Here is a 17,873-nt window from a genome sequence, read left to right on the forward strand (position 1 = left end):
ATCGGCCCGTCCGAAAACGGGCTTTTCAATTGACGAGCAGTCGATTAGAGCGATTCCTTCACTTTGGCGGCAACTTCGGGGGAAACCCATTTTTCCCAGACCTCGCCCTGGTTTTTCAGGAACCAGTCTGCAACATCACGCGAATCGTCGCCACTCTCTTCCATATGGGCCAGTGTTTTGTCCATGACCGGCAGGGGAACGGATACTTTGGAAAAGAATTCGGTCAGTTTTGGCGCCTGTTTGGAAAATTCCGTATTCAGTGCCGTAAAGACCGGGTTGTCCGGATAGGCGCTGGGTTGCGGATCGGCGCAATCAGGATTGGTCAGGCATTTCTGTTTTTCCGCGTCGTAAGGCGGCAACTCCAGCTTGACCAGATCAAGCGAACCCACCAGCGGAGTCGGATACCAATAGTAGAACACGATATTTTGCTTGCGTTTGTATGCCGAGGTCAGGGCCGCTTTCTGCGCGGCGCCGGTGCCGGGAGAGTACAGGGTGAAATCTTTGTCCAGTTTCAGGGCTTTGTACAGATTGCTGCTAACCACTTCACATCCCCAGCCTGCCGGGCATCCGTAGAAACGGCCCTTGCTTGGATCTTCCGGATCGGCAAATTCTTCTTTGTATTTGGGCAGGTCTGCTGCGGATTTGAGATCAGGGAATTTTTCGGCGACGTATTTCGGAATGAACCAGGCTTCACCGCCGGTGTACAGGTCGGCCACGCGTTTGACCTTACCTGTTTTTTCGGCTTTGGCCCAGGGGTCGCCTACGCTGTTGAGCCAGATCTCGGTGTTGATATCCAGATCGCCGCGCTCCAGTGCTGCCAGGGCGGGCAGGGTTTCGGTAGGTAGGGTTTCGGTTTTGCAGCCGTAGCCTTTTTCAAGAATAGTGCGCTGAACGTCGACCAGCACCAGGTTCGATTCCCAGTTCATGCCGCCGAAGTTGACGGTGCGATCTACTTCACACTGAGCGTCTGCAGCTTGTGCGGTGGCGGACAAGCCCAGGCCAAACGCGGCGAGTAGCGTTGCGCAGAGAATTTTGTGTTTTAAGAACATGGCCGTAGCCTCCTTAAGTCTTACAGGGTTATAAAAATAACTGTGTATGCCAAAGAGTATGCGGAAAACGACGTAGCGCCGTCGATACAAACAAAAATTGATGGGCGGCAAAGCGCCCGATTGACAGGTAAAACACTTTCGCGCGATCGGCGCAAAAGGTGTACACAATTGAAACGATGAATTAATAAAACCCGACCATTGTAACAAATCGAGCGGACCCGGGCAAACCAGCCCCCTTGGTAAAATCCCTAGCAGCTTTTTTAATTCATATATGAGAAAATTAATTCACATACAGAAATTAAATGGGTTAAATTAAACGGCTTAAAATGAATAAGCTAAATACTTTGGCTAATTCTGGCTATTTATCTGACCCACAGGAAACCAAGTCATGACAGACAGTACAGCGCAAACCGCGAGCACGACCAGCAAAAAACCAGGCGCCTGTGCCTGGATCGTCCGGGAAGCAGACGTCCCCGGCTATAGTCCCGCCAATCACCATGGCACAGTCAATCGGCGCCTGATCGGGCCCGAAACGGTGGGTGCGCGCCACCTGGAAGTGCTGGTGGGTACAATTGAGCAGAATCGGGCGCCTTGCCGCATGCCCATCCGGGCATTGAGCAGGTGGTGTATTTGCTGTCCGGCACGGCGGATGTGGAAATGGACGGAGAGAAGGGTTCTCTGCAGGCCGGCGACTGCTGTTTTTTTCCTGCGGACAAAAAGCATATCTTCACAGTAACCAGCGCCGAACCTGCGCGTCTTCTGGTCATTTATTCTCCTCCCTATGAAGAAAATCCGGCCCGGGTGATACGGGATTGATCGCTGGATAACCCGATTTGTAGCACAAACCCAAGCGTGCCTTTTCTGGTAACGCCGCTCAAAGAAGCCTAGTCCTTTACTGGAGACATATATGAATATCAAACCCTTACGTTGTTTGCTGGGTGCCGCCGCCCTTGTTGCGGCGAGCACCGCGGCAGCGGCATGGCCGGAAAAGCCCATTACCATGGTCGTGCCTTTTCCGGCCGGCTCGGGCACCGATTCTGTCGGACGCATCTTTGCCCGTGAAATGACCAGCCGTCTTGGCCAGCAGGTGATTGTAGAAAACAAGCCTGGCGGTAACGGTACGATTGCGGCGCAGCAGGTGGCCCGCTCCAAGCCCGATGGCTATACCATTCTGATTTCAACCAACACGCCGCTGTCGGCTGCGCCGTGGCTGCAAAAAAGCGTGCCGTACGATGTGCTCAAGGATTTCACGCCAATTGCGCGCGGCGGTAACCTGCCGTTCATCCTGGTTGCCAACATGAAGCAAACCTTCAATTCGGTGCAGGAATTGGTCCAGCAAGCCAAGGCCAGCCCGGGCAAGCTGACCTACGCCTCCGGCAACAGTACCGGTATTGTTGCCGGAGCTACGCTATCGCATGCTGCGGGTATTGAGACCCTGCACGTGCCCTACAAGGGTACGCCACAGGCGCTGACCGATTTGATCGGGGGACAGGTGGACTATATGTTTACTGATCTGACTTCGGGCATGCCTTTTGTGCAATCCAAGAAAATCAAGGCGCTCGCGGTTTCTACCGCCAAGCCCAGCACGTTGTTGCCCGAGCTGCCGTCCATGGAAGCGGCCGGTATCGATAATTTCGACATCAATTCCTGGAATGGCTTTCTGGGCCCGGCCGATACGGACGAGGAAGCGGTGACAACATTGAACAAAACCATCAATGAAATCGTGAGCGATGCGAAGGTCAAGCAGGAGCTGGCGCGCCTGGGATTTGATGCCTTCAGCGGTACGCAACAGGAATTTGCGGCATTTGTCCGTGATCAGTACGAGTTATGGGGCAAGCTCATCAAGGACGCGGGAATTCAGGTTCAATAATGACAGACAGCAATCGAAGCGGCCCGCTGGCCGGTGTACGGGTCCTGGATCTGACATCCATTATTCTGGGGCCGTTTGCCACCCAGATGATGGCAGATCTGGGCGCAGATGTGATCAAGGTAGAGTCGCCCGTGGGCGATACGATACGGCAGGTGGGGCCCATGCGCAATCCGGGTATGGGCGCGATATACCTGCATCTGAATCGCAACAAGCGATCGGTGGTGCTTGACCTGAAAACCGAAGAAGGCAGGGAAGCCTGCCTGCATCTGGTGCGCGAGGTTGATGTGCTGCTCTATAACGTCAGGCCGCAGTCCATGGAACGCATGGGCTTGTCCTACGAAGCGGTCAGCGCAGTGAATCCGAAAATCGTCTATGTGGGTGCCTATGGTTTTGGCAATGACGGCCCGTATGCCGGCAAGCCGGCTTACGATGATTTGATTCAGGGCATGACCGGTGTGGCGCGGCTTTATGAACGCAACAGCGGGCATGAGCCGCGTTACGCGCCGCTGACGCTGGCCGATCGCACCATCGGGCTGCAGGCGGCCATTGCCTGCCTGGCCGGCGTTATTCACAGCCGGGCAACCGGTACAGGTCAATCCATTGAGGTGCCGATGTTTGAAGGCATGGCGCAAATGATCTTGGGTGATCACCTGGGCCAGCGCACATTCGATGAGAACGCGCCGGCAGGCTCCATGGGCTACTCTCGTCTGTTGGCCGAACATCGCAAGCCCTATCAGACCCTGGATGGATATGTCAGCGCCCTGATCTACAACGATAGGCACTGGCAGCAGTTTTTGGCGGCGATTGATCGCGCCGACCAGATCACCGATTCAATTTTTTCCACCCACTCCCGGCGTGCTGAAAACATTGATGAAGTATACCGGTTTGTGGACGGGATCCTGCGAACCCGCAGCACGGCAGACTGGCTTGCGCTGTTCGATGCCAACGATATTCCGTGCGCACCGCTGTACGCCATCGAAGACCTTCCTGCAGACCCGCACCTGAAGGCGACCGGCCATCTGGTGCGAACCGAGCATCCCAGCGAGGGAGTGGTCCATACGATTGCGCCGCTCGGGCGATATTCGGCCACGCCGCTTAACGTCTATCGCCATGCGCCGACGCTGGGCGAGCATACAGAAGAACTGCTCGACGGTTTGCCCATGGACAGCGAGAAAAAACAGGCCATATTAAAGGCGGCCAAGCGTAGCGCGAGCGAGCACTAAGCCAATGCGCGGCCATCAGGTAGAGCGATGGCTGCTGCAAGTGCGGACTTACAGCCGACTGCCGGCACGGCCGATGAGTGGCGGCATACCGTAGCGCTTGCCATGGGGCATTGCGCCATTGAAGTGACATATCACACCTAAACGACGGAGTAATGATGGATTTCTCGCTTTCTCAGGATCAGCAAATGCTGGTGGCTGCCATTGAACAGCTATGCAGTGGTTTTGACGATGAATACTGGCTCACCTGCGACAGAACAGGCGAGTATCCAGAGGCGTTTTATCAGCGCCTGGCCCAGGCCGGCTGGTTGGGCGTGGCCATGCCGCAGGAATATGGTGGCGCAGGGTTGGGTATTACCGAAGCCGCGTTGATGATGAAAGCCATTTCGCGCTCGGGTGCAGGCTTTACCGGCGCCTCGGCCGTGCATATGAATATTTTCGGGCTAAACCCGGTGGTTCGGTTTGGTTCTGAAGAACTCAAGCAACGGGCATTGCCGCCACTGATCGAAGGCAAGGACAAAGCCTGCTTTGCCGTTACCGAGCCCGATGCCGGGCTGGATACCACGCAATTGACGACGCGCGCGCAAAAGCATGGTGACCACTATCGGATATATGGACGCAAAATCTGGATTTCCACTGCCCAGGTGGCGAACAAAATGCTACTGCTGGCCCGCACCACGCCGAAAGACCAGGTATCGAAAGCCACCGAAGGTCTGAGCCTGTTCTACACTGATCTGGATCGCAGCCAGGTTGAAGTACGTGAAATCGAAAAACTGGGACGCAAGGCCGTCGATTCCAATATGCTGTTTTTTGATGGAGTGGAAATTCCCGAATGCGATCGCGTGGGCGACGAGGGCAAAGGTTTCGAATATATTTTGCACGGTCTTAACCCCGAGCGTATCCTGATTGCCGCAGAAGCGGTCGGTCTGGGTCAGGTGGCGCTGGACAAGGCAGTTCAATACGCGAAAGAGCGCATCGTATTTAATCGGCCTATCGGTCAGAATCAGGGCATTCAGCATCCACTGGCGCAATGCTGGATGCAGCTGGAAGCCGCCGATCTGATGGTGTCCCGTGCGGCTGCCGCCTATGACGCCAATGAGCCGGCAGGCGCATACGCCAATACGGCCAAATACCTGGCCGCCGAAGCGGCGTTTACCTCATGCCAGACGGCGATCCAGACCCTGGGCGGGATGGGCTATGCCAAGGAATATCACGTTGAACGCTATTTGCGTGAAAGCTTTATTCCGCGTATTGCACCGGTCAGTCCGCAACTGATTATGTGCTTCATTGCCGAAAAAGTGCTGGGCCTGCCCAAATCCTACTGACGGCGCACTGGAAGGTGCACGCGGCTGTAATGTCGATCCGGGCCGCGCCGGCGTGCGTCGGTTGCAGCCTCGATCGCTGTGGGTAACGACAATAGCAGGCCGGACCCCGGATGCTTAATGCTGTTCAATGAAGGTGCACATCACCCGTAGCTTCTGGGCATGATTCTGCAAATTGGCCTCAATCCGGTACAACGGCCCGGCAATGGAGATGGCAAAATGGCCGCCCGAGACCGTCACCGGCCAGGCGATGGCGCCGACATCGACCATGGATTCGCCCAGATTGGTGAACAGCCCTTTTTCCTGTCCGGCCTTGATTTCCGCCAGAAACTGTTCGCGCGTGGTAATGGTGCGGTCATTGCGCCTGGCAAAACTCATCTTGTCCAGCAATGCCAGCTGCGCCGGTTCATCCAGCGCCGAGAACAGCGCCTTGCCCAGCGAGTTGGCGTGAATTTCCTTTTGCTCTCCGGCCACGGCAACATAATGAATGGGGTTTTCAGACGGAAGCACGTCCAGGTACACCACCGTGTTCAACGAAGTGAGTTTACCCAGCACCACTGTCTCGCCTGTAATGGCGCACAACTCTCGCAAACTTGGAGACAGCCGCTCGAGCACCGGGTCGGCTTTGGTGATGCGCTGGGCCATGGCCAGCAACCGCCCCGTTGGGTAATACCCTTGGCGGCGCGAGGTTTCGTACAGATAGCCCAGGCTTAACAACGTGCGCACCAGCGCCAGGCAACTGGAGGCCGGGGCGTTCAGTTCGCGGGCCAGTTCCGAGAGCGCCAGCGGCTTTTGTTCGCGGGAAAAGATCTCGATAATTTCGATAACCCTGAGCGCGGTTTTGACGCGATGGTTTTCGGTGCCGGGGGCAGTGGTGTTCATGAATAGGGAAACAGGAGTGACAGGGCTACAGTTTAACCGATGCCATAATTTCTTACACTGTTTTGTTTGATTGCAGCGGGTACTCGTGCCATTCTCTGGACAAAGAAGACGGTACGTTTCAGTCCGCGATTTAGTTCATGTTTAAAATAATTAATTAACACAATTGAAATACAAGGAGAAGATATGAAACGCGCATTCATGGCCGTTGCAATCGCTGCCGTTTTTACCGGTACATCGTTCATCCCCGCCAGCGCCCGCACAGCCGATGCAACCGCTGCCGATACCTTTGAGGTAAGCGGCCTGGAAAAATCAGGTTCAATCTCGATCGACAAATGGGGCATCCCGCATATCTACGCGCAGACACTTTACGATGCCTTTTTCCTGCAGGGGTTCAATGCGGCGCGGGATCGGCTGTTTCAGATCGATTTATGGCGCAAGCGCGGCCTGGGTGAAATGGCCAAGGATTTCGGTCCCGATTATGTCGCGGGCGATCGCATGGCGCGCGCCGTTCTGTTTCGCGGCGATATGTATCGCGAGTGGCTGGCTTATGGCTCGGATTCGAAACGCGTGGCGCAGGCATTTACTGCCGGCATCAATGAATACGTAAAAATGACGAAAGCCGATCCGGCACTGTTGCCAGAAGAATTCAAAAAACTGGGCTATCAGCCGTCGTTGTGGCAGGCCGAGGATGTCGTGCGGATTCGCCACCATGGCCTGACACTGAACGCCAAGAACGAGCTGGATCGCGCGCAGGTTTTTTGCAAGGTCAAGGATGATCCGGTCAAGGCAGACTGGTTGCGGCGCGAATTGAGTCCGACCATTGACCCGAAGCTGGTCGAGGGTCTGGATCCGTGCTCGATTCCAGTGAAAAAAATCAAGGATGCCTATGATCTTGCCACGGCCACGCCCAAACTGACCAAACTGCCGCCCGGTGCCAACCAGGCCAAGCCCGCAGACGGGCAGCGCCAGGACAAGGCCGAAAAAACATCTGCGGCAAATACAAGTGGCCCATTGCCCGTGTCCGCGCTGTATGAGATTGTCAGGAACGACAGTGATACCGAGAGAGGGCTTGGGTCAAATAACTGGGTTATTGGCGGCGAGCGGACAACAACCGGCAGACCGATACTGGCAAATGATCCGCACCGCTCCCATGGTGCGCCCAGCCTGCGTTATATCAGTCACCTGAATGCGCCGGGATTGTCGGTCATTGGCGCCGGTGAGCCGTTTCTGCCGGGCATTTCTATCGGTCATAACGATCAGATCGGTTTTGGCCTGACCCGTTTTTACATGGATCAGGAAGATATGTACCAGTATGAAATCAATCCCGAGAACAAGAACGAGTATAAATACCAGGGACGCTGGGAACCCATGGAGACCGTAGAGGAAGAGATCGAAGTCAAGGGCGGGCCTGCCCAGAAAGTGACGCTGCGTTTTACCCGCCATGGTCCGATCCTGTATCAGGATGAGGGCAGCCACACCGCCTGGGCTTTGCGGGCCGCCTGGCTGGACTTGGGTATGGCTCCGTATTTCGGTTCCATGGATTACATGCGTGCGACCAACTGGGATGAATTCAAGGCCGCCATGAACCGTTGGGGCGCGCCTGGTGAAAATCAGGTTTTTGCCGATGCTGACGGCAATATTGCCTGGATGCCGGGCGGGCTCACCGTCAAGCGGGATTGGGACGGCCTGACGCCGGTTCCCGGGGACGGTCGCTATGAATGGAGCGGCTATCGGGACATGGACGAATTGCCCAGCCTGTACAATCCCGAAGCCGGTTATATCGTGACGGCCAACGAAAACAATATTCCTCCGGATCATCCGGCGTTCAAAAAAGGGGTTGGCTATGAATGGAGCAGCGATTTTCGCTCTAAACGCCTGAAGCGGATTATCGGCGCCAAAGACAAATCGTCGATCGCCGATTCTGAAGCCTGGCAGAACGATAAAGTCTCGCTGCCAGCGATCAGGACCATTACCGTGCTGCAACAGGTGAACACCGACGACGAGAAGCTCAAGCCGGTGGTGGAGATGCTTAAAAAATGGGATGGGCAAGTGACCGCAGACAGCCCCGAAGCGGCGGTCTTCGAGGTGTGGTTCAGTCGCTATTTGCGCAAGGCCGTGGTGGACCGTGCATTTGATCCGGAAATCGCAAAAATGATCGGGCTGGCCGACCCGGAGCGCGTGCTCAATGTCATAGAAAAACCAGATGGCTGGTTTACCGAAGCCGAGCGCAATCAGATTATGCTGGACTCGCTCGGACAGGCTGTTGCCGAAGTCAGGGAAAAGCTGGGCGATGATCCGCAGGCGTGGAAATGGGGTACGCTGCATCAGGCAGTGTTCCTGCATCCGCTGAATGCGCTACTCACGGATGAAGAGAAAAAGACATTCAATGTGAATGCGGGTCCTATCGGAGGATCCGGCTATACGCCCATGGCGGCCAGCTACGGCGAGAAAAGCTACAACCTGACGTCGGGCGCCTCTTTTCGCATGGTGCTCGATGTCGGACAGTGGGATGCCTCCAGGGTCATCAATACCCCCGGACAATCGGGCGATCCGCGCCAGCCCGGTTACCGCGACCTGGCGCCTATCTGGGCAAAGGGCGACTATATCCCGTTGACTTTCAGCAAGGAAAAAGTCAAGGAAAATACCGTCAAGGTCCTGAACTTCGAACCGGGGAAAAAGCAGTAAAGCCGCTTTTATGCTGACAGCGCGGCCGCTGCCTGGACAATGATAAGAACTTAAGGCGGGGGCCGCTGTCCAATCTGCATCTTGCGCTGGCGGTTTGCGCGTAAAATGAATCAAGCCTGCCTGTGTCCGCAAGCGTTGCGCGACATGGGCAGGACTCTCATTGGAATGTCAGATTCCCAGGTGCGGTCATGAATGCGAAAGCGCGCATTTTCTTTTTTGGTGATACGCATGGCGGTTTTGAGCACTGTCGGGAGATTGTCATGGCTGGCAAACCCGATGCTGTCATTTTTCTTGGCGATATCCAGGCCAATCAGCCGCTGCATGAAATTCTTGGCGACATCCGACAGATGACCGATGTTTGGTGGATTCCCGGTAACCATGATACCGATAGTGCGGCCATCTATCACAATCTGTTCGATTCCGAACTGGCTGACCGTAATCTGCATGGCAGGGTTGTAGATATCCATGGCGTGCGTGTTGCCGGTCTGGGAGGCGTATTCAGGGGCACCATTTGGAACCCGGCCAGGCCTTACTGGCGATTCTATTGTCCCCAGGATTATGAAGCGCATAGCCTGCTCAAGGCGGGCAAGAATGGCCAGGGCGACCGCCTGCGCCATCGCAGTTCTATTTTTCCGAGCGATTACGAAGCCCTGATGCAGGAACGGGCCGACATTCTGGTACTGCATGAAGCGCCTTCCTGCAATCGCTATGGTTTTGTCGTGCTGGATCGACTGGCGGTAAGGCTGGGCGCTACCCGTGTCTTTCACGGACATCATCATGATTGTTATGATTATTCGGCGCATTTTGAACGCATGGGATTTGCCGCGCACGCGGTGGGCCTGCGCGGTGTGCTTGACAGCAACGCTGTGGTTATCCGAGCAGGCGATCTGGATGGCAGCGGCGAAGACCGGGTTGCTGCGCTGCCGGATGCGCAAGTACAACCCGTTAGGTAAAGACTGGGCTATGATATGGCTGAGTGGGGCTTGAAGATGGTTAACAGCAGGAGAGCGTAATGAGTACAAACGTGATTAAAGCCAGAGTAGAGGGCATGACGTGCGACAAATGTGTTGCGCATGTAACCCATGCGCTGGAGTCGGTGCCCGGCGTGGTATCGGCGCAGGTCAGCCTGGAGGGCGCATCGGCAGATATCGTTGCCAATGACAGTGTCACCGCGCAGCAACTGGCCGATACGGTCAAAAGCGCGGGTTACGTTCTGACTGTCTGAGCGTCGCTGGCCTGACAGCGACATCGCAATCTATCAGGCCGCATGCAACAATCAGGTGGCACATAAAAAAGCCGCTACATTGTCGTTAAGACGTGTAGCGGCTTCGTTACGCAATTGGGCTGCGCGCTTTGCTAAGCAGCCTTCAGATATTAATCGTCCCAGTCACGGTGGTGGCGGCGATGATAATGACGATCACGGCGACGGTCATCGCGATAGTAACGGCGACCGCGGTCATACCGATCATCGCTGTCCTTGAACACCTGGTTGCCGACCAGTCCGCCCAGTGCGGCACCGCCCAGTGTGGCCAGAGGGTTGCCGTCAGTCAGGGCGTAACCGGCACCACCGCCGAGTGCGGCGCCGCCAACGGTTCCCAGGTCCCGATTCGGGTGACGGGTAGAGCAGCCTGCCAGAACGGCACCCATAAGCGCCACAAGACAGACTTTTTTTATCATTTGCGAGGTCATAGTAAACTCTCCTTATGGAATAACTATGGAGCTATCATAATCGCTTTGTTTGTACCGATGGCAAGCAAATGTATCGAAAAATAGCTGGCAAGCCTGTTTGGAAATGGATTGAAAGTTTAAGCCTCTGCCCGTTGTATTCCCGTTGCCACATGCTGCCTGGAAATACCGTCAGATGTCCGCCCAATAGCCGCATGATAGCTGCGTGTTCGGGTGATTATTGTGATTAAAAACCCGGTTTTACCGCCAAATGTCAAAGGAGACACGAATGATCCGGCTTTACGAACTCTGTGCCAGCGAACCCGACCTGGTATTTTCACCTTACTGTTGGCGGGTGCGGCTTGCGCTTGCACACAAACGGCTCTCTTTCGAAGGCCTTTCCATCGGCTTTATGGATAAGGAAAAAATAGCATTTGCAGATTCGCAGCTGGTTCCTGTGCTGTCCGATGGGGACACCGTGGTCAAAGAAAGCCTGGATATCCTGGAATATCTGGATCGTGCCTATCCGCAGGCGCCGTTGGGGCTCGATAGCGAGGCCGGACGCGCTCGGGTCCGGTTTATTTCGGAACTGGTTCTGCGTCATATTACGCCGGTCATTTTCAAACCGTCCCTGATGGCGATCTACGAAGCGCAACCGGAATCGGCCAAGGGGTATTTTCGGGAAAGCCGGGAAAAGCGCTTTGGGTGTACGCTGGAGCAACTGCAGGCGAGCGCCAGCGCGAGCGAAGCACACAAGGCCCTGGGGGCGCTGGAATCACAGTTGAAAAAGATGCCGTATCTGGATGGCAGCCAGCCGGGAGCGACCGATTTTGTGGTCGTGGCGCACCTGATCTTCAGCTGGATATTCGGCTTTCAGTACTGGAAGGACGATTCAGCCGTTGGCCAATGGTTCACCCGCGTGCTGGCCGCCTATGAGGAGGTGGCCGGTCCCGTAAAACGCCGGATTCATCCGGCGGCAGCCCAATACAGCCCGGTCTGATTTCAGGGACTGTCGATTGGGCATTGCATGAAAATCGCTTGCCCGGTTTGTGGCCCCAGCGTATAGGGTTCAAAACCCTGGCTGGCGTAGAGCGCTTTGCCCGGCGCATTGCCATCGAGCACTTCCAGGGTAATTTTGCAGCAGCCCAGATTGCGAGCCAGCTGTTTGACACGAGCCAGCAGCTGCTTGCCGACCCCCTTGCCGCGGTACTGCGGCACCACCGCAAAATCGTGGATATTGAGCAGCGGCTTGCAGGCGAAAGTGGAGAACCCTTCAAAACATAGCGCAATGCCAATTGGCTCCTGGCTGTCAAAGGCCAGTATTGTGTACATATTGCTGCGTTTTTTGAGTGAAGCTATCAGGTTTTTCTGGGTGTGGGCCGATAGTGGCTCGCCGCCGCCCATCGGGTCGGATGCGTAGGCGTTGAGCACAGTCAGAACAGCGTTGGCGTGTTCTGGGTTGTCAAGATCCGCCGTCACAACGTCATACATGAGATCCCCCGTTTGCTTTTATTGAATATCTGCTGTTTTCAGGTCGATATAGCCAACCGGGTGCCGCAGAATGCCTGTGACACCGGTTTTCTGCATGAAGCCTTGATTGTAGAAGAACAATGGGAAAATAGGCATGTCTGCAAACAACACTTGTTGGGATTTTTGCAACAATTCCCATCTTCTGGCAGCATCGGTTTCGTTGCGGGCAGTTTTGAGCAGCGTATCGTACTCGGCGCTGGACCAGCCGGTACGGTTCATGCTTGAGTCGCTTACAAAGCTTTCCAGTGCGTTGTAAGGATCGGCATAGTCGTTGGTAAATGAGCTGCGCGAGAACTGCAATTTGCCGCCGCGCTGCTGGGTATAAAACACCTTGCTCTCAATGGCCTGCAGACGCACGTCTACGCCCAGATTTTCCTTGAACATGGCTTGCAGTGCCTGCGCGATTTTGCGGTCATCAGGATTATTGATATGGCTAAGCGTCACCGGCGGCAGTGTCGTATATTTTTCGGCTTGAATGCCTTTTTCAGTAAAGTCTTGGCCTGGGCTACATCAGTTTTGACAAAACCGTTGCTGGTTTGGTAGAAATCTTTGCCATCGGGGCCGGTGAACCCTGGGCTGACGAAGGCGTCGGCTGCCTTGCGGCCCTGTTTAACGACATAATCGACAATATCCTGCCGGTTGACGGCAAGGGCGAAAGCGCGCCGGATGTCGGCGTTCTGAAACGGCGGCATCTTGGTATTGAAGCGATAGAAATACACGCCGGCCTGTGGCACTGTCACAAATTCCTTGCTGTCTTTTACTTTTTCGTAAAGCGCTGCTGGCAGCGGCGAGGGTGTGGCGTCCAGTTCGCCGGTGCGAAACATCTGGTAACTGGTATTCAGATCGTTGATCATGACCCAGTCCACGGCATCCAGTTTGACTGCATCCTTGTCCCAGTAGTTCGGGTTCTTTTCAAACCGCATGCTGCTGGCATGCTCCCATTCTTTGAGCATGAACGGGCCGTTGCTTACATAACTGTCTGCTTCGGTGTGCCATTTGGGATTGGCCTGTGCAACCTTCTGGTTGACAGGGGCAAAACCGGGGTTGGTCAGGATGTTCAAAAACGACAGGCTGGGGGCATTGAGCGTGACCTGCAGGGTGTGCGGATCCAGCGCCCGAACGCCAAGCGCATCAGATTGGGCTTTGCCGGCATTGAAGTCTTGCGCGCCGACAATATCGTAGAGTAAAAAGGCGGCTGGCGAGGCGGTTGCCGGGGTCAGCAATTGGGTCCAGCCGTAGACAAAGTCACCGGCTGTGACTGGCGAGCCGTCGGACCATTTGGCATTCCTGCGCAGATGGAATGTGTAGGTTTTTCCATCCGCAGAGACATCCCATTTTTCTGCCGTGGCAGGGGCTGCATTATGTTTGGCGTCCAGGCGCACCAGGCCTTCCATCAAATTGTTCAGTGGTTCCCAGGAAATCAGATTCAGGCCAAGGGCCGGATTCAGCGACGAGGGTTCTTCCACATTATTCAAGCGCAAGACTTTTTCGGCGTGGGATACGGTTGGCAGGGCAACGCCCAGCGCGGCAGCAAGCAGCGCCGCAGATAGCAGATTTTTCATGGCAATTTCCAAACAAATGATCCCTTGACGGAATCCAATGTATGCAAACATACCTGAAAATGAAAGCGTCGTGGGCGCAAATGGGGTTGTCGAAACAACCGTATCAGATTTCGGGTTCCGCCTGGCTGGTCTGTGGCGCCGGGCGTCGTGCAGCCAGCAGCGCACCGAGCCTTGCGCAGGCAGGGCAGTGGACGGTGGCGCGATTTGGCGGCAGACATGCATGGCGTGCTGGCAACGTGCAGCGAAGGCACAGCCTGCGGGTGGGGCGAACAGATCGGGCGGCTGGCCGGCAATGGCCTTCAGGCTGGCGGCCGGCATGTCCAGGCGCGGTACCGAGGCCAGCAGCGCACGGGTATACGGATGGGCAGGCTGGGCAAACAGTGCATGGACGTCTGCGGTTTCAACGCATTGGCCGGCATACATGACCGTGACCCGGTCGGCAATGCCCGCGACAACGCCCAGGTCATGGGTGATCAGGATGATGGCAATGCCGGTGCGCGCCTGGATATCTTTGAACAGCGCCAGAATCTGGGCCTGGATGGTAACATCCAGCGCCGTGGTGGGTTCGTCTGCAATCAGCAGGTCCGGATCGCACATCAATGCAATGGCGATCACGATACGCTGGCGCATGCCGCCGGAAAACTCATGCGGGAACTGTTTCAGCCGCTGTTGTGGACTGGAGATGCCCACCAGATCAAGCATTTGAATGGCGCGCTCCCTTGCCTGATCTGCGCTATATTTCAAATGTCGTCGCACCCCTTCGGTCATCTGTTCACCGATGGTGAGGGTGGGATTGAGCGCCGTCATCGGGTCCTGGAAAATCAGGGCAATACGCTTGCCCTGGATCTCACGCCATTGCGGCGGTGTCAGTGTCGTTAGTTCGCGTCCATCAAAGGTAATGGTGCCGTAGGTAACCTGGGCAGTCGCAGCCGGCAACAGCCCCATGATAGTCTGGCTGGTGACTGACTTGCCGCTGCCCGATTCGCCGACAATGGCCAGGGTTTCGCCGCGTGCGACATGCAGGCAAACCTGGCGCAGCGCATGAACATGCCCGCCATAGGTGCGAAAGCGAACCGAGAGATCGCGCACCGCCAGCAGCGGTTGCGTCTGGTCGTTGGCAGGTGGGACGGCCGCGTCCTTTATTGCGCCGGTATCAGTGTGTAGCATGCTCATTTGTTTTGCCCCAGTCGCGGATCCAGCGCATCCTGAAGCCCATCACCCACGACGTTGAAAGCGAACATGGTCAGGGAAATGAACAGGGCAGGGAAAAACAGTTGCCACCAGTCACCCGACAGAATGACGCCCAGCGCATCGTTGGCCATGACGCCCCAACTGGCATAGGGGGCCTGTACGCCCAGGCCCAGAAAACTGAGAAAGGCTTCGGCAAAAATGGCGGTGGGGACGGTCAATGTCATCTGCACCAGAATCGGCCCCATTGCATTGGGCAGCAGATGGCGACGAATGATATGCGCCGTGCCGGCACCGAAAGAGCGGGCGGCGGTCACATATTCCTGATTTTTCAACTGTAATACCTGGCCGCGCACCAGTCTGGCCATGCTGATCCAGCCGGTAATGGTAAGGGCGATAATAATGGTGAGCAGGCTGGGGCCCATGACCACCATCAGCAAAATGACCACCAGCAGATAGGGCAGGCCATAGAGAACCTCCAGCACGCGCATCATGAAAATATCTGTCTTGCCGCCTTTGTATCCGCTATAGCCGCCGTAGGTGACGCCAATCACAAAATCGATCAGTGCCGCCATGAAACCGACGAACAGTGAAATCCGTGCGCCGTACCAGGTCCTGACGAAAATATCGCGGCCCAGATCATCGGTACCGAACCAGTGCAGCGATGACGGCGGCATGTTCTGGCTTTTGAGGTCCTGGGCGGTCACTGACCAGACCGATAGCATGGGAGCAAGTGCCGCCATGATAATCAGCATGATCAGAAATACCAGCCCGACAATGGCGGCAGGATTGCTGCGCAGGCGCCACCACGCATTACGCCAGTAAGAGACCGAAGGTCGCAAGACATGCACGACTGCTTGCGGATCGGGCGGGGCCGCCTCGAACATGTCATCGGTAATGATTGGCGTCTCTTGCGATGTCGCGTGGCTGTTCATGACTGCCCCTTGCGGTGAAGCGCAATGCGCGGGTCAAGCAGGCCGTAGGCAATATCGACCAGAAATAGCAGGAAGACCAGAATAGCGCTGTAAAACACGGTTGTGCCCATGATGACCGGATAGTCGCGAGTGCTGATGGAATCGACGAAATACCGGCCCATGCCGGGAATGGCAAAGATTTTTTCAATCACGAAGGTGCCCGTCAGGATGGACGCCGCCAGCGTTCCGAGCAGTGTTACCACCGGCAGCAGGGCATTGCGCAGGCCATGCCTGATCACGATACGCCATGGTGATAGCCCTTTTGCGCGCGCCATTGTCATATAGTCCTGCGTCAGTACATCGAGCATGCTGGAGCGGGTGATGCGAGCCAGGATGGCCATGGGTGTGACGGCCAGGGCAATTACCGGCAGCACCTTGTGCCATGGCGTACGCCAGGTGGCAGCAGGAAACCAGCCCAGGCCTACCGAGAGCTCCTGTATGAGCAATGTTGCCAGCACGAAGTTGGGAATGGAAATGCCCACCACTGCCACAGCCATGACTGCGCGATCGATCAGCCGGTTATGCCGCAATGCCGCCACAGTGCCTGCGGCTATGCCGGACAGGGTTGCAACCACAAGTGCAATCAGACCCAGTTCAAACGACACCGGAAACCCACGGGCCAGGAGTGTATTGACGGAGGTATCCGGATTGGATATGGAAGGGCCATAGTCGAACGTGATAATGGCTTTGAGGTAATGCAGGTATTGCACCGGTAGCGACTGATCCAGCTTGTAGAACGCTCGCAGGTTGTCCTGCACCGCCGCACTGGTTTGTCGTTCCTGATCGAAGGGGGTGCCGGGAATCAAATGCATCAGCACGAAGGTGAGCGTGGCGATAATGAAAATGGTGCCCAGCATCAGTGCAAACCGCTGCAGAATATATTTTTTCATGGGTGTGATCCGTCGGCATCCAGCGCATGGCAGGCGGCAAAGTGTCCCGGCGTGTGCTCGCGCCACACGGGCGCCTCGCTCTGGCAGACCGTCATGGCCTTGGGACAGCGCGACTTGAAAGCACAACCAGTGGTGGGGGCCAGCGGGCTGGGCAATTCGCCATGAAGCACCTGGCCGGTTCGCTGCCGCTGTATCTGTGGATCGGGCACCGGAATTGCCGACAGCAAGGCCTGGGTGTAGGGGTGTAGCGGGTTGTGATAGAGCTCGTGGCTGTCGGCCAGCTCCGCCATGTAACCCATGTACATGACGCCTACCCGATCCGAGACGTATTGCACCATGGAAAGGTCATGGGCAATAAACAGAAAGGTCAGTTTGCGTTCGCGTTGCAGACGCTGCAGCAACTGCACGATCTGTGCCTGAATGGAGACATCCAGCGCGGAAATGGGCTCGTCGGCCACAATGAATGCCGGCTCAAGCGCGAGCGCACGGGCGATGCCGATACGCTGGCGCTGGCCGCCGGAAAACTCATGCGGATAACGTCGGGCAAACGAGGCGTTCAACCCAACTTCTTCAAGCAGCATGCCGACGCGTTGCGCCTTTTCCCTGGGATCCCGGTACAGACCGTGAATATCCAGCGGTTCGGCAATCAGGTCGAACACGCTGGCGCGAGGGTTCAGGCTGGCATAGGGGTCTTGAAATATCATCTGCATGTCGCGCAGCAGTTTGCGGCGCGCATGGCCTTTGACTTGATGAATATCCTGGCCGCGAAAGGTAACGTAGCCCTCTGTCGGATCGTAAAGACCCAGCACACTGCGGCCCGTGGTGGATTTGCCGCAACCTGACTCACCCACCAGTCCCAGTGTTTCGCCTTCGTGGATATCAAATGACACGCCATTGACGGCGTATACACATTGCTGCCTGCCCAGATCGAAGTGTTTTTTCAGATTATGCACCGACACCAGCACCGGACGGTCGTTGCGGGTACAGGCAGAGTGGGTGGACGCAGTAGTCATTCGCTAATAAAAGAGCGCCGGCG

The 17,873-nt window shown here is 56.1% G+C and carries 14 protein-coding genes and 2 pseudogenes; 8 read left to right on the forward strand and 8 right to left on the reverse strand.

All coding sequences use genetic code 11. From position 1 onward, the window contains the following. Window positions 1-44: 44 nt before the first annotated feature. Complete coding sequence (locus TKWG_RS01290) at window positions 45-1,049, reverse strand: ABC transporter substrate-binding protein (RefSeq protein ID WP_014749081.1); 1,005 nt, start codon at window positions 1,047-1,049, stop codon at window positions 45-47. A 388-nt stretch (window positions 1,050-1,437) separates the two neighbouring features. On the opposite strand from TKWG_RS01290, the pseudogene TKWG_RS01295 reads away from it, so the two are divergent. The 4 genes and pseudogenes from TKWG_RS01295 (at window position 1,438) to TKWG_RS01310 (ending at window position 5,464) form a co-directional block, all read left to right on the forward strand. Beyond that, window positions 1,438-1,865, forward strand: a pseudogene (locus TKWG_RS01295) (cupin domain-containing protein). 91 nt (window positions 1,866-1,956) lie between these two features. Beyond that, entirely contained in the window at window positions 1,957-2,919 is a 963-nt protein-coding gene (locus tag TKWG_RS01300; RefSeq protein ID WP_014749083.1) for a Bug family tripartite tricarboxylate transporter substrate binding protein, read from the forward strand. Beyond that, window positions 2,919-4,142 carry a CaiB/BaiF CoA transferase family protein gene (locus TKWG_RS01305; protein WP_014749084.1) on the forward strand — a complete coding sequence of 408 codons (1,224 nt, stop codon included), beginning with the start codon at window positions 2,919-2,921 and terminating at the stop codon, window positions 4,140-4,142. Before TKWG_RS01300 ends, TKWG_RS01305 begins: the two co-directional genes overlap by 1 nt. Window positions 4,143-4,297: 155 nt before the next feature. Further along, complete coding sequence (locus TKWG_RS01310; protein ID WP_014749085.1) at window positions 4,298-5,464, forward strand: acyl-CoA dehydrogenase family protein; 1,167 nt, start codon at window positions 4,298-4,300, stop codon at window positions 5,462-5,464. A gap of 114 nt (window positions 5,465-5,578) precedes the next feature. Here the strand turns inward: TKWG_RS01310 and TKWG_RS01315 are convergent, their stop codons facing one another. Beyond that, the gene (locus TKWG_RS01315) at window positions 5,579-6,343 is read right to left on the reverse strand and encodes an IclR family transcriptional regulator (RefSeq protein WP_014749086.1); all 765 of its coding nucleotides are present in this window, start codon (window positions 6,341-6,343) and stop codon (window positions 5,579-5,581) included. 183 nt (window positions 6,344-6,526) lie between these two features. Here TKWG_RS01315 and TKWG_RS01320 point away from each other — a divergent pair, with 183 nt between their 5' ends. From TKWG_RS01320 to TKWG_RS01330, 3 genes are all read left to right on the forward strand, one after another. Continuing rightward, window positions 6,527-9,028 carry a penicillin acylase family protein gene (locus TKWG_RS01320; protein ID WP_014749087.1) on the forward strand — a complete coding sequence of 834 codons (2,502 nt, stop codon included), beginning with the start codon at window positions 6,527-6,529 and terminating at the stop codon, window positions 9,026-9,028. A gap of 188 nt (window positions 9,029-9,216) precedes the next feature. Continuing rightward, window positions 9,217-9,981, forward strand: coding sequence for a metallophosphoesterase family protein (locus TKWG_RS01325; RefSeq protein ID WP_014749088.1), 765 nt, complete (start codon window positions 9,217-9,219; stop codon window positions 9,979-9,981). A gap of 59 nt (window positions 9,982-10,040) precedes the next feature. After that, window positions 10,041-10,253, forward strand: coding sequence for a cation transporter (locus TKWG_RS01330; protein ID WP_014749089.1), 213 nt, complete (start codon window positions 10,041-10,043; stop codon window positions 10,251-10,253). A gap of 149 nt (window positions 10,254-10,402) precedes the next feature. Here TKWG_RS01330 and TKWG_RS01335 read toward each other — a convergent pair whose 3' ends face one another. Beyond that, entirely contained in the window at window positions 10,403-10,717 is a 315-nt protein-coding gene (locus tag TKWG_RS01335; RefSeq protein ID WP_014749090.1) for a glycine zipper 2TM domain-containing protein, read from the reverse strand. A 265-nt stretch (window positions 10,718-10,982) separates the two neighbouring features. Between TKWG_RS01335 and TKWG_RS01340 the strand changes: the two genes are divergently transcribed. Continuing rightward, the gene (locus TKWG_RS01340) at window positions 10,983-11,693 is read left to right on the forward strand and encodes a glutathione S-transferase family protein (protein ID WP_014749091.1); all 711 of its coding nucleotides are present in this window, start codon (window positions 10,983-10,985) and stop codon (window positions 11,691-11,693) included. Between the two features lie 2 nt (window positions 11,694-11,695). On the opposite strand, the gene TKWG_RS01345 is transcribed toward TKWG_RS01340, so the two are convergent. The 5 genes and pseudogenes from TKWG_RS01345 to TKWG_RS01370 all read right to left on the reverse strand — a co-directional run bounded on the left by TKWG_RS01345 (window position 11,696) and on the right by TKWG_RS01370 (window position 17,850). Beyond that, window positions 11,696-12,184: a GNAT family N-acetyltransferase gene (locus TKWG_RS01345; RefSeq protein ID WP_014749092.1), complete on the reverse strand. Its 489-nt coding sequence runs from the start codon at window positions 12,182-12,184 to the stop codon at window positions 11,696-11,698. Between the two features lie 18 nt (window positions 12,185-12,202). Beyond that, a pseudogene (locus tag TKWG_RS26315) lies at window positions 12,203-14,958 on the reverse strand (oligopeptide/dipeptide ABC transporter ATP-binding protein). Beyond that, window positions 14,955-15,908 (reverse strand): ABC transporter permease, encoded by a 954-nt coding sequence (locus TKWG_RS01360; protein ID WP_014749093.1) that lies wholly within the window; start codon window positions 15,906-15,908, stop codon window positions 14,955-14,957. The pseudogene TKWG_RS26315 and the gene TKWG_RS01360 overlap by 4 nt, the downstream one beginning before the upstream one ends. Continuing rightward, window positions 15,905-16,837 (reverse strand): ABC transporter permease, encoded by a 933-nt coding sequence (locus TKWG_RS01365; RefSeq protein WP_014749094.1) that lies wholly within the window; start codon window positions 16,835-16,837, stop codon window positions 15,905-15,907. The genes TKWG_RS01360 and TKWG_RS01365 overlap by 4 nt, the downstream gene beginning before the upstream one ends. Beyond that, window positions 16,834-17,850, reverse strand: a complete 1,017-nt coding sequence (locus TKWG_RS01370) for an ABC transporter ATP-binding protein (RefSeq protein ID WP_014749095.1) — start codon at window positions 17,848-17,850, stop codon at window positions 16,834-16,836. Before TKWG_RS01370 ends, TKWG_RS01365 begins: the two co-directional genes overlap by 4 nt. Window positions 17,851-17,873 lie beyond the last annotated feature (23 nt).

Origin of the sequence: Advenella kashmirensis WT001 (assembly GCF_000219915.2) — a bacterium.
Lineage (GTDB): Bacteria > Pseudomonadota > Gammaproteobacteria > Burkholderiales > Burkholderiaceae_B > Advenella > Advenella kashmirensis.

Coding starts and splice junctions, on each gene's coding strand:
- TKWG_RS01290 (WP_014749081.1), bottom strand. CDS start 1,049: ATGTTCTTAAAACACAAAATTCTCTGCGCAACGCTACTCGCCGCGTTT.
- TKWG_RS01300 (WP_014749083.1), top strand. CDS start 1,957: ATGAATATCAAACCCTTACGTTGTTTGCTGGGTGCCGCCGCCCTTGTT.
- TKWG_RS01305 (WP_014749084.1), top strand. CDS start 2,919: ATGACAGACAGCAATCGAAGCGGCCCGCTGGCCGGTGTACGGGTCCTG.
- TKWG_RS01310 (WP_014749085.1), top strand. CDS start 4,298: ATGGATTTCTCGCTTTCTCAGGATCAGCAAATGCTGGTGGCTGCCATT.
- TKWG_RS01315 (WP_014749086.1), bottom strand. CDS start 6,343: ATGAACACCACTGCCCCCGGCACCGAAAACCATCGCGTCAAAACCGCG.
- TKWG_RS01320 (WP_014749087.1), top strand. CDS start 6,527: ATGAAACGCGCATTCATGGCCGTTGCAATCGCTGCCGTTTTTACCGGT.
- TKWG_RS01325 (WP_014749088.1), top strand. CDS start 9,217: ATGAATGCGAAAGCGCGCATTTTCTTTTTTGGTGATACGCATGGCGGT.
- TKWG_RS01330 (WP_014749089.1), top strand. CDS start 10,041: ATGAGTACAAACGTGATTAAAGCCAGAGTAGAGGGCATGACGTGCGAC.
- TKWG_RS01335 (WP_014749090.1), bottom strand. CDS start 10,717: ATGACCTCGCAAATGATAAAAAAAGTCTGTCTTGTGGCGCTTATGGGT.
- TKWG_RS01340 (WP_014749091.1), top strand. CDS start 10,983: ATGATCCGGCTTTACGAACTCTGTGCCAGCGAACCCGACCTGGTATTT.
- TKWG_RS01345 (WP_014749092.1), bottom strand. CDS start 12,184: ATGTATGACGTTGTGACGGCGGATCTTGACAACCCAGAACACGCCAAC.
- TKWG_RS01360 (WP_014749093.1), bottom strand. CDS start 15,908: ATGAACAGCCACGCGACATCGCAAGAGACGCCAATCATTACCGATGAC.
- TKWG_RS01365 (WP_014749094.1), bottom strand. CDS start 16,837: ATGAAAAAATATATTCTGCAGCGGTTTGCACTGATGCTGGGCACCATT.
- TKWG_RS01370 (WP_014749095.1), bottom strand. CDS start 17,850: ATGACTACTGCGTCCACCCACTCTGCCTGTACCCGCAACGACCGTCCG.